Source organism: Chloracidobacterium sp., assembly GCA_025057975.1.
Lineage (GTDB): Bacteria > Acidobacteriota > Blastocatellia > Chloracidobacteriales > Chloracidobacteriaceae > Chloracidobacterium.
Window position 1 is genome coordinate 1 of record JANWUV010000083.1, and the last position, 507, is coordinate 507.

At 59.2% G+C, this 507-nt stretch carries 1 protein-coding gene; it reads left to right on the forward strand.

Annotated elements, in window-relative coordinates:
• Positions 1-204 precede the first annotated feature (204 nt).
• The coding region (locus tag NZ585_15210; protein MCS7081376.1) for a hypothetical protein at positions 205-507 on the forward strand (303 nt) is incomplete at its 3' end.

Below are 507 nucleotides of genomic sequence, written 5' to 3' on the forward strand. Positions count from 1 at the left end.
GGCGGAGTTCAGCCGGCGGAGAACATCTTTTTTGCCGCCGTAGGCGCCGGAGCTGAATCCAATGGAAAGATTTTGGAAGGGGTTGAAGGGCTGGCTATCGGCATACGAGCCGGGGACGCCGGCGGAGGCGCGGGCGTTGGTGACCAAAGGGTTGAGGAGGTTCAGTCAGGAAGCCCTGCGTTCGCTACCGGGCATGAGTATTTGATGCGCGCGTGGAAGGAAGCTGTTGCATGGTTTCTATTGGGAAATAGTATCAGTGTTTGGCGTTTAGTGGGTTGTGTCTTGAAAACTGACGACCGAAAACTGAACACCCCGGCGGTTGCCGGAGGTGTTGGAAGGCTTGCACAGGGTCGCGTTAGCAATTTTGACGCTGCGGGCGTGGGTGACAGCGGCGGCTTCGGCTGCCTAAAGTGCAAACACGCTCCAGCGGGGCAGGTCGCACGTTGGTGGTCCCCCATGATGCTGCGTTTCGGCGCGGAACTGGTGTTCGCTCGCTGCTCAAGCCGA